The organism is Niastella sp. (assembly GCF_045805085.1).
Taxonomy (GTDB): domain Bacteria; phylum Bacteroidota; class Bacteroidia; order Chitinophagales; family Chitinophagaceae; genus Niastella.
In genome coordinates, this window is record NZ_JBJMLX010000390.1 from 1 (window position 1) to 10632 (window position 10632).

Genomic DNA, 10632 nt, shown 5'->3' on the forward strand with positions numbered 1-10632 from the left:
CCCCCTCCACCGGAGGGGGCCGGGGGGAGGCCCGAATTTGCCGATTGCGGATTGCCGATTGCCGATTAAACTTAAGTACTCAAAAGTCTTTTATTAAAATAGTACTACGTTAAATAAACATGAGCGACAATAAAAACACTCCCGGTGCCGAAAATCCTGAACATTTCACCGGATTACACCTGGGGCATATCAAGAAATCTGCAGCTGGGATACCAGCCATTGTGGAATCGATAAAACAAGTGGTGGGGGAAGCTGGCGCTGTCCGTGGTTTGAAGGCGCTGAACCATATGAACCAGAAAGGCGGGTTCGATTGTCCCAGTTGTGCCTGGCCCGACCCTGATGATGACCGCTCTACCCTGGGCGAATATTGCGAAAATGGCGCAAAAGCCGTCGCAGAAGAGGCCACGCTTAAAAAATTAACGCCTGAATTCTTTGCTGAAAATAGTGTACAGGATTTAGCCGCGCTTACCGATTATGAAATAGGCCGCAAGGGTCGCATTGCCCAGCCTATGTTCCTCCCGCATGGCGGCACGCATTATCAGCCCATCACCTGGGACGATGCCTTCCATAAAATAGGCGCTACCTTAAATAAATTATCCAGCCCCAATGAAGCCATCTTTTATACCTCCGGGCGCACCAGTAACGAAGCGGCTTTTTTATACCAGCTTTTCGTTCGTGCCTACGGCACCAACAACCTGCCCGATTGCAGCAATATGTGTCATGAAAGCAGTGGTGTAGCCCTGGGTGAATCGCTGGGTATTGGTAAGGGCTCGGTAAAATTGGAAGATTTCTATGAAGCAGAGGTGATCATCATCCTCGGACAAAACCCGGGCACCAATCATCCCCGTATGCTGACCGCTTTACAAAAAGCGAAGGCGAACGGCGCCCGCATTATTGCGGTGAACCCGTTGCCCGAAACGGGATTGATGGGTTTCAACAACCCGCAATCGGTAAAAGGTTTGCTGGGTATGGATATCCACCTCACCGATATTTTTCTACCGGTTATCATCAATGGCGATATGGCCCTGCTGAAAGCCGTTGAATACTACTTGTGGCAACACGAACAACGCGAGCCGGGTAAAGTATTCGATCGCAATTTTATTGAGCATAACACAGTGGATTTTGATGCCTTCATCAATGACCTGCAACAACAAAACCCCGAGCAATTAGCAAAGGCCTGCGGCATTTCCTTACCACAGATCCGGGAAGTGGCCGACCTGCTGAAAGATAAAACAAAGATCATTGCCTGCTGGGCCATGGGTCTTACGCAACATGTGAATGCGGTAGACACCATTAAGGAGATTGTAAACCTGTTATTGCTCAAAGGCAGCATAGGCAAACCAGGCGCAGGCACCTGTCCTGTACGTGGCCATAGCAATGTGCAGGGTGATCGCACCATGGGTATTTTTGAAAAGCCTTCAGAACAATTCCTGGATAGTATTGCTGCCAACTTTCATTTCACGCCCCCTAACAAACACGGGTACGATGTGGTGGAAGCCATCAAAGCCATGCATGGCGGAAAAGCATCAGTATTTATTGCCATGGGTGGCAACTTCTTATCTGCCACACCCGATACGTTGTACACCGCTGCTGCGCTGCGCAAGTGTTTGCTGACCGTGCATGTATCCACCAAGCTTAACCGAAGCCACCTGGTGCATGGGCATGAAGCATTGATACTTCCCTGCCTGGGCCGCAGCGATAAAGACCTGGTGAACGGGGAAGAACAAATTGTTTCGTGCGAGAACTCTATGGGGGTTGTTCAACTGTCGAAGGGCGTTTTGCATCCCGTGTCTGACCAGTTATTGAGTGAGCCGGTGATTGTTTGCCGCCTGGCCAAGGCTACGCTGGGCAATCGCAGCCCCATAAACTGGGATAATTATTTACAACATTACGATCAGATAAGAGAGGATATTGAGCGCACCATACCCGGCTTTGGGGATTACAACAAACGGTTACGTGATCCGGGTGGATTTTATTTACCTAATTGCAACCGGGACGGCGCATTTAATACCACGTCGAAGAAAGCGCATTTTAACATCGCGCCTATTCATACCATTCATTTGCACGAAGACGACCTGCTGATGATGACCATTCGCAGCCACGACCAGTTCAATACCACTATTTATGGATTGAACGACCGGTACCGGGGCATTTATAAAGAGCGGCGGGTAATACTCATGAATCAGGGCGATATGGACCGGCGCAATCTAAAACAGGGAGATGTGGTTGATATTTACAATCATCACGGCGGTGTGGAGCGGGTAGCGCACAAATTCATTGTAGTGCCTTATCCTATTCCGCCAACATGCGCGGCTACTTATTTTCCTGAAACCAATGTGCTGGTTCCTGTAAACAATGTGGCTAAGAAGAGTAATACGCCTGTTTCTAAGGCAGTAATTATTTCGGTGAAGAAAGTGAGTGGTGAATAGACTAATTAAACAAACTTTGCGATTCGCGGCTTTGCAAAGAAGTCTCCCACTCTAACAGCATATCCAATGTACCTTCCATGTTGATGATCATCTTTTCGGTGCAGGTGATCAGCGTATCGAGGTAATAAGCGATGTGCGAAATAACCTGAACACGGCTCTTGCTGTTTTCCTGTTCGGTTTCTTTTTGCAGCAACAGGTGAAAGTATTGATAAAATTCACCAATCTGGTATAGGTAATCTTCAATAATGCGGTGCATGGTAGCTACTTCTTCACTGTCAACGGACTGGTTAACGGCAAAGCTGGTTTCATCAAAATAACAGGCGTTTAAATTGCCGAGTAATAATTCCTGGCCATTGGTTTCATATTCATTCACCAGGTCAATGAACGATCCCAGTAATTCAAGCAGGTGTTTATAATATTGAGCAGTAATAGGTTCTGCATTGGCATGGCTACGGCATTCCTGGTGTAATTCCTGGATAAAAGCCAATAGGCGTTGTGCATCCTGACTATCTTTCTTGGTAAGCTTTGTTAACAGGCGATCGATGATGCCATTGTCGAACAAATGTTCGTTCAGGGCGCTGCCCACCACATTCATGTCTGCATCACTCATCCGGTTGTAGGTGCTGATAACGATTTGCTCGTATTGCTTTTCTTCAGCGCAAAAGGTAACAGGTTGCTCTTGTCTGAATTGCTTGGTGAAGCTGCTGTTGAAAGGATAGCTGGACATAACAGTGATTTAAAATTGAAGGAATGAAAACCACATCACAATATTACAACGGCCACACAGCGATTTACAAGTATATGCACTTGTAATCCATGTCATTACTGGTTAATATACCGGCCTCTAATCATTATTATGTATGACGTAGGGGCTTTAGGGAAGTTTAATGGTGGGATTGTGCACTTGTATAACGACAGACTTCAAAAAGATATTGAGTGATCTCTTCAAAATTGTTACAGCAAATTGGTTTACAATGAAGGAATACCCATTCACCATTAACGGCAATCACATTAAAGTGGTGATCGCCGTCATTGTTAAAGTTTGCCGGCAATAATATATTTGAAAAAAGCACCAAAAAGAGACAACCTGGTGACGTTTGACCAACCATATTAAAGTAAAGTATAGCCATGAAAATATCTCCTTTGCACACAACCAGATCAACCTTCCGCGATGTAAGCACTTTACATATTTCAAGCCCGGCGTTTGAACCCAATGGGATTATTCCTTCCAGGTTTACCTGCGACGGCGCCAATGTGAATCCTCCGTTGGATATTATTGATATTCCTGCTGTTACAAAAAGTCTGGCGTTGATCATGGATGATCCCGATGCGCCTATCCGGCCCTGGGTACACTGGCTGGTCTGGAATATCCCGGTAGCGCACCATATAAAGGAAGACACTCTGTTTAAAGAACAGGGAATCAATGACTTCAGGGAGAACCGGTACGGCGGGCCCTGTCCGCCCTACGGCGTTCACCACTACTTTTTTAAATTGTACGCCCTTGACATCCAATTGACCCTTACGCCCAGAACTGATAAGAAGGGCCTGGAACGGGCTATGGATGGGCATGTGGTGGCTTATGGGGAGTTGGTTGGTAGATATATGCGGAGGTAGTTTGTTAGTTTTTTAGTTCAAAGTTTAAAGTTCAAAGTTGGCAGGCTTAGGTTTTTAGTTCCTGCCTTCGGATACTAAGTTTAGGTTATTAGGTTCGTAGGTTATTAAGTTCATAGGTTTCCTGGTTCGGAAACTTAATAACTAACAAACTAAAGAACTAAAAAACTTAATGCAAATTTCCGACTACGAATGCAACTCTTGCTTTACAAACTTGCTTTTTCAATTCCCCCTCCATCACCTTTGAAACCAAATGCATTCTTACGAAACTTTTACTGATACGGGTAAACGCGCAGAACTCCTCTACGGTGATTACATCGCTTCTTTCTTTGCTATAAAAACTGCGTAGTGCCGACACTACCTGCCGGGCTTCGGCATAAGTGACCGACATAATACGGGTGACATCAAGGGCATTAATGTACCATTGTTTAAAAAATGGTTTTGTAGCATGGTGAAGAGTACTAAAAAAGGGAAGTTCTTTTGAGCGGAAGCGTGTTGTGGGTGCGGGCATAGGGAAGTGTCGTTTTTAGTTTTCGCCAATAACGGCTAACGCTTACTAATCAGAATGCCTGCCAGAACCTACTCATTACAACCTTTACCGATACCTGAATTGTAAAGGCCAACACTAATTTACAACTTTTAAGCATATACGGAACAAAACATATTGACAATTGATAATAATCAATTTCAGGACAGATCATTCCAATCCTGTTCTAAAATTTCGTTAACAATTCATCTCCAGGTTCTGGCATAATAATTATGTGATTTAGTAGATACATAATTGGCGAACATGGAACCTACAAAACAAGCTTTCAACGAAAAATTGCATTGGTATAAAGACGCTATAATTTACGAACTGCACATTAAAGCGTTCTGCGATAGCAATGGCGATGGAATTGGTGATTTTGGCGGCCTGATGCAAAAACTTGACTATTTACAGGAATTGGGCGTAAATGTGATCTGGTTACTACCGTTTTACCCTTCTCCGTTGCGCGACGATGGCTATGATATTGCCGATTATTACAACATCAATAGTTCCTATGGCAATATTCCCCAGCTGAAAACCCTGTTGCACGAAGCACATCAGCGCAACCTGAAAATTATCACCGAACTGGTCATTAACCATAGTTCCGACCAGCATCCCTGGTTTCAACGGGCGCGTTCGGCGCCAAAAGGTTCGCCTGAAAGAAATTATTATGTCTGGACAGATGATCCCTCTCAATATAAAGACGTCCGCATCATTTTCCAGGATTTTGAAGCTTCCAACTGGACCTGGGATCCCGTAGCGGAACAATATTACTGGCACCGGTTCTTTCATCACCAGCCCGATCTTAATTACGACAACCCACTGGTGCAACAGGAAGTGTTCAACCTCCTCGATTTCTGGTGCAATATGGGGGTGGATGGTTTTCGGTTAGATGCGGTGCCTTATTTGTACGAACGCGAAGGCACCAATGGGGAGAACCTGCCCGAAACCCATGCCTTTCTAAAACGGTTACGGGCACATGTTGACGCCAAATTTCCCGGCACCGTTTTGCTGGCGGAAGCCAATATGTGGCCCGAAGATTCCGCCTCTTATTTTGGCGATGGGGACGAATGCCACATGAACTATCACTTTCCGGTAATGCCCCGTATGTTCATGGCGCTGCAAATGGAAGACCGCTACCCTATTACCGATATTTTCGATCAAACACCCGCTATACCGCCCACCTGCCAGTGGGCCATCTTCCTGCGTAACCACGATGAGCTCACGCTTGAAATGGTAACAGATGAAGAACGGGATTACATGTATAAGGTATATGCAAAAGATCCCAAGGCACGCATTAACCTCGGCATCCGGCACCGGTTGGCGCCTTTAATGGAAAACAACAGAGAAAAAATAGAACTGCTCAATTCATTGCTGTTCTCCCTGCCCGGTACGCCGGTGATCTATTATGGTGATGAAATTGGGATGGGTGATAACTTTTATCTGGGTGATCGCGATGGGGTTCGTACGCCCATGCAATGGTCGCCCGACCGCAATGCGGGTTTTTCGTATGCCAATCCGCATCAATTGTATCTGCCCCTCATACTCGACCCGGAATATCATTACGAATCGGTGAATGTAGAAATGCAACGCCGCAACACTTCGTCGCTGTTCTGGTTTATGAAACGCATGATAAATATGCGTAAAAAACATAAGGCATTCGGGCGGGGCGATTTAACCTTTTTGAATGTTGACAACCCGAAAGTGCTGGCCTTTTTGCGGAAGTATGAAGAGGAGACGCTGTTAATTGTGGTGAACCTGTCGAAGTTTGCACAGGTGGCTGAAGTACCATTGGAAGGATATAAAGGTTTTGCCTTAATTGAACTGATGAGCCGCAATAAATTCCCGGCCATTGGCAAAGCGGAAACCTATTTCTTTACGCTGGCGCCGCATACCTGGCTGTGGTTCTCGCTCGAAAAAGCCCATCCTGAAATTGATCAAAAAAAAGCGATCCCGTTAATACAGGTAAACCAGTTTAAAGACATAGTTAGCAAAGGACCCCGGGCAGAAATGGAGAATGCTATTTTACCGGCCTACCTCAAACAATCCAGGTGGTTTACGGGTCGCGCCAAACAGGTTTACAATGTAGAGATCATTAACCAGGTGAACATTCCTTCCTCGCCTGAAGCATTGTTATTATTGATTGAAGTAACCTACGAAAGCGGGCTGCCTGAAATGTACCAGCTGATGGTAACCTTTGTTCAGGACGCGGTGGCGGCAAAACTGGGCAACAGTTTTCCGCATTCCATTATTGCCCATATGCATATAGGCGGGCAGGAAGGTATTTTGTGCGATGCGTTGTATGTTACCAGCTTTCAGCAATGGCTTTTTCAAAACCTGTTGCGCAATGAAACGCTGGCGGTGAAAGAAAACAACCAGTTGAAATTCTATAACAATGGTGCACTGGGCGCCTACGCCGCACAACATGATGATATAAAACCAAAGATTTACGAAGGCAATCGCTATCAAAGCGCCATTACCTACGATAACAGTTTCTTTTTAACCATTTACAGGCGGGTTGATTATTATATAAACCCCGATGCAGAAATAACGCATTTCCTGAGTGAACAGGCGAAATTCGAACACATTCCGCCATTCCTGGGCGCAATCGAGTGGATGACGGATAAAGGAATGATCACCACCGGCATGTTACAGGTGATGATTGAAAACCATGGTAACGGTTACAGTTATATGAAGGAACGCGTTTACAATTATATTGAAAGAATACTGGCGATGAACCAGGACCACCTGCCTTCCTGGGAATCTCAGGGCAGCCTCACCGCCCCGGTTTCTTTTGAACAACTGCCACCCGAACTAAAAGACCTGCTGGGCATTCGCGCAGCAGAACAGGCGCGATTGATAGGCGTGCGCACCGGTGAAATGCACCTGGCACTGGCATCGGGCAATAACCTGAAAGATTTCAGGCCAGAAGAGTTCTCCCTGCATTATCAGCGGTCGTTATATTCGGCCATGGTATCGCTGGTGCGGGAAGTTTTTCAAAACCTGAAAAGAAATCTTTCCCGCCTGCCCACAGATCTGCAGCCCGAAGCAGAAGAACTGCTTAAACACCGCGATGATGTGCTGGCTATTTTTAAAAAGATTTACAATAAAAAACTGGATGTATGGAAGATCCGCATCCATGGTTTTTATAACCTGAGCCAGATACTGTTTACGGGGAAAGACCTGGTCATACAGGGATATGGCGGCGATCCGCTTCGCCCGTATAGCGAAAGAAGATTGAAGCGTTCACCCCTGCACGACGTGGCTACCATGTTACGCTCCTTTCACAATGTAGTGTTTGAAGGGTTTCATGCAAACCATCATATTCTCAAAGACAATTTGCCTAAGTACACTCCATTTCTTCGACTGTGGGCACATTACATGGGCGGTTTTTATATGAAAGCCTATCTTGAAACGGTAAAAGGGAGCCAGTTTGTACCGCCGGATACTGCTGATTTCAGGGTGATGCTACAAACTTATTTGCTGGAAAAATCATTGCTCGAGCTGAACCATTCATTGAATGACGGACTGAATTCTATAATAATGCCGATACGTACGATAAAGATCATAATTAAATAAAAGCAGCATTTCATAAAAAAAGCGATCAGCCAACCGGCTGATCGCTCTTAATAAAACGTTGGTAGCTTGTAGTTAATTAAAACTGATTATGCTATCAGCGTTTGCTTAACCAATCAGGTTTTCACGTTAAGATAACAGATCTGATCTGTTTTTTCCGGCAGTTAGTTCTGTCCCGTTCTTGCTTCTATTTACAACAATACGTTACAGCTTCACTAGCTTCGTTCCTAACGGATCCCCATCTGGTAATCTGATATGAATTTACAACATAAAAAAAGTGAAAACAATGACGGTAGTCATTGCTAAATATTCTAAATTCCATTATCATTTCGATGATTTTAATCAAGATCAGGATACTTCTTTAATTTGTATCTGCTTAATCTACACCAGATTGTATTTTCCTGTCAAACAACCGGCCAGTAAAATCGTTATTAGCATAATTGACGACCAAATTATTGGTAAATTACTGGCAAAATCTATTTGGTTTTGACAAAATTTTATGACAACATTCTGGACCGAAGATAGTATTCTCACTAATCAAAGCGAACACACTCCGCCCGCTGAGATATTTGATGCCTTTTGTCAGGCTATAGGATTTTATTATCAACAGAAAGGCTATAAGTATACGAAGAGCAGGCCGAAAGTAAAGATTGAATCGAAAGACCTTTTTGTTGAGATCAATTTCTGGAGCTCAAGAAGCAATATGGCTGGCAGCAGTGTTGGCCTGGAAATATTGCCTTATGTGGGTTCCAAAAAATTAAAAAAATGGATCAAGGCTAATAAAACCGGACGCAACGAATACATTTACGGTCCTACCAAATACGATTTCCGCACACAGAATATCTATGGTTCCTCTGTTGATTTCTTCCTCGATCTCATTCTTAAAATAGATAAATACATCGCCACCAATCTGAATATCGAAGACAATAAAAAGTTCATCGATAAACTGCTGGCTGAGAACAACGGTGAAATGATCCTCGATAACGTTGCCTGCTATCTCGCCATGAACAATGACCCACGTTTAGCTGCTTTTATTGAAGAACACGTTGAAGGACTGGGCACCGAATTAATCGCTAAATTAAAAGACATTGAAGCTTCGAGACAACCGGGGAATGAGTTGATCAGTTGACGAGTTGACGAGTTAACCAGTTGACGAGTTGACCAGTTGACAAGTTAACAAGTTATTTAGTTGAACTTTCAACTTAAAACTTCACACTTACCAACTGACTCTCATTACCAACCCGATCAACCGCAGATACAGAAACTCCGCTTAACTTATTTTTTCCTACAGTGAACATTCGATCGTGGCGATTGAGGATGGTGTAATTCCATTTGCCTGCATACTGGTAATAAACTACCCAGTGAAATACATCTGGTTCATTGGGGTGTGTCCAGTTGATCTTCAGGGAATCGCCTTCTATGGAAGCCGTAACCTGTGGCGCATCAGGGGCCGTGGCATCGAGCCAGGGACTGGCGGGCACCAGCGCCTGCTTTTTGTAAGGCCCTTCCACGATAGCCTTTGCCAGGTTGGAATCCTTTGTTAATGAGCTAATGCTCCAATGTACCTCGCCGCTGCTTTTTGGCAACATGCCGCGGGTAACCATGATCTGGTTCATTACTTCGGTAGCATTGGCCGAAGTAGTATCACGGCCCACACTCATCCCGGGCCAGAGGTGCCGGTCGTTTTTGTTTTCACGCAACCACCAGCCTAATAAAACAGGATAGCTTACCGTAGGGCTGTTGATCTTCCAATACAGTTGTGGCGTAAAATAATCTACCCAGCCTTCGTTCAACCATAAGCGAGCGTCTGCATACAATTGGTTGTACTGGTCAAACCCTTCTACGATGGAAGGATAACCCGGCCGCCAGGTACCAAAGGGACTGAGCCCAAACTTTACATAAGGCTTTTCGGCTTTGATATTTTTATATAAGTTCTCAATAAAAACATTCACGCTGTTACGGCGCCAGTCGCTCAGACTGAGGGGACCGCCTTTGTCAATATATTCTTTATAACTGGCGCTATCGGGGAAATCGGCATTGCCATTATATGAAGGATAGGGATAAAAATAATCATCGAAATGCACGCCATCTATATCATAACGTTTTACAATATCCATTACTACTGCAGTAGCATGTTCCTGGGTGCCTTTCTTTGAAGGATCGAACCACCAGTGACCATCTTTCAACTTTACTACCAGTTCCGGTTTTTTCTTTACCAATGAGGTGCTGGTCACTTCGCCACCGGCGGGGGAATGCGCGCGGTACGGATTCAACCAAACATGCAATTCAAGCCCACGGTCATGCGCTGCCTCTATCCAGAATTGCAGGGGATCATAATATGGCTCAGGTGCTTTGCCCTGTGTACCGGTCAAAAAATACGACCAGGGCTCCAGGTTGCTTTGATACAAAGCATCTGCCTGGGGCCTTACCTGGAAGATCACTGCATTGAAATTATGTGATTGTAAAAAATCGAGTAATTGTATAGCTTCC

Annotated in this window: 7 protein-coding genes; 4 read left to right on the forward strand and 3 right to left on the reverse strand. The window is 44.9% G+C overall.

Annotation, left to right across the window (positions count from 1 at the left end; all coding sequences use genetic code 11):
• The first annotated feature begins 119 nt into the window (after positions 1-119).
• Complete coding sequence (locus tag ACJ751_RS20335; RefSeq protein ID WP_407747356.1) at positions 120-2429, forward strand: FdhF/YdeP family oxidoreductase; 2310 nt, start codon at positions 120-122, stop codon at positions 2427-2429.
• A 1-nt stretch (position 2430) separates the two neighbouring features.
• Here ACJ751_RS20335 and ACJ751_RS20340 read toward each other — a convergent pair whose 3' ends face one another.
• Positions 2431-3156 (reverse strand): hypothetical protein, encoded by a 726-nt coding sequence (locus tag ACJ751_RS20340; protein WP_407747357.1) that lies wholly within the window; start codon positions 3154-3156, stop codon positions 2431-2433.
• Positions 3157-3557: 401 nt separating this feature from the next.
• Here ACJ751_RS20340 and ACJ751_RS20345 point away from each other — a divergent pair, with 401 nt between their 5' ends.
• The gene (locus tag ACJ751_RS20345) at positions 3558-4043 is read left to right on the forward strand and encodes a YbhB/YbcL family Raf kinase inhibitor-like protein (RefSeq protein WP_407747358.1); all 486 of its coding nucleotides are present in this window, start codon (positions 3558-3560) and stop codon (positions 4041-4043) included.
• Positions 4044-4209: 166 nt separating this feature from the next.
• Here the strand turns inward: ACJ751_RS20345 and ACJ751_RS20350 are convergent, their stop codons facing one another.
• A complete protein-coding gene (locus ACJ751_RS20350) occupies positions 4210-4551 on the reverse strand; it encodes a hypothetical protein (RefSeq protein WP_407747359.1) in 342 nt (113 codons plus the stop codon).
• 279 nt (positions 4552-4830) lie between these two features.
• Here ACJ751_RS20350 and treS point away from each other — a divergent pair, with 279 nt between their 5' ends.
• Together treS and ACJ751_RS20360 are read left to right on the forward strand one after the other, a co-directional pair.
• Entirely contained in the window at positions 4831-8145 is a 3315-nt protein-coding gene (gene treS / locus ACJ751_RS20355) for a maltose alpha-D-glucosyltransferase (RefSeq protein WP_407747360.1), read from the forward strand.
• Between the two features lie 496 nt (positions 8146-8641).
• Positions 8642-9271, forward strand: a complete 630-nt coding sequence (locus ACJ751_RS20360) for a hypothetical protein (RefSeq protein WP_407747361.1) — start codon at positions 8642-8644, stop codon at positions 9269-9271.
• 73 nt (positions 9272-9344) lie between these two features.
• On the opposite strand, the gene ACJ751_RS20365 is transcribed toward ACJ751_RS20360, so the two are convergent.
• Positions 9345-10632 (reverse strand): glycoside hydrolase family 10 protein (locus ACJ751_RS20365; RefSeq protein ID WP_407747362.1); only part of this gene is annotated, 1288 nt, incomplete at its 5' end.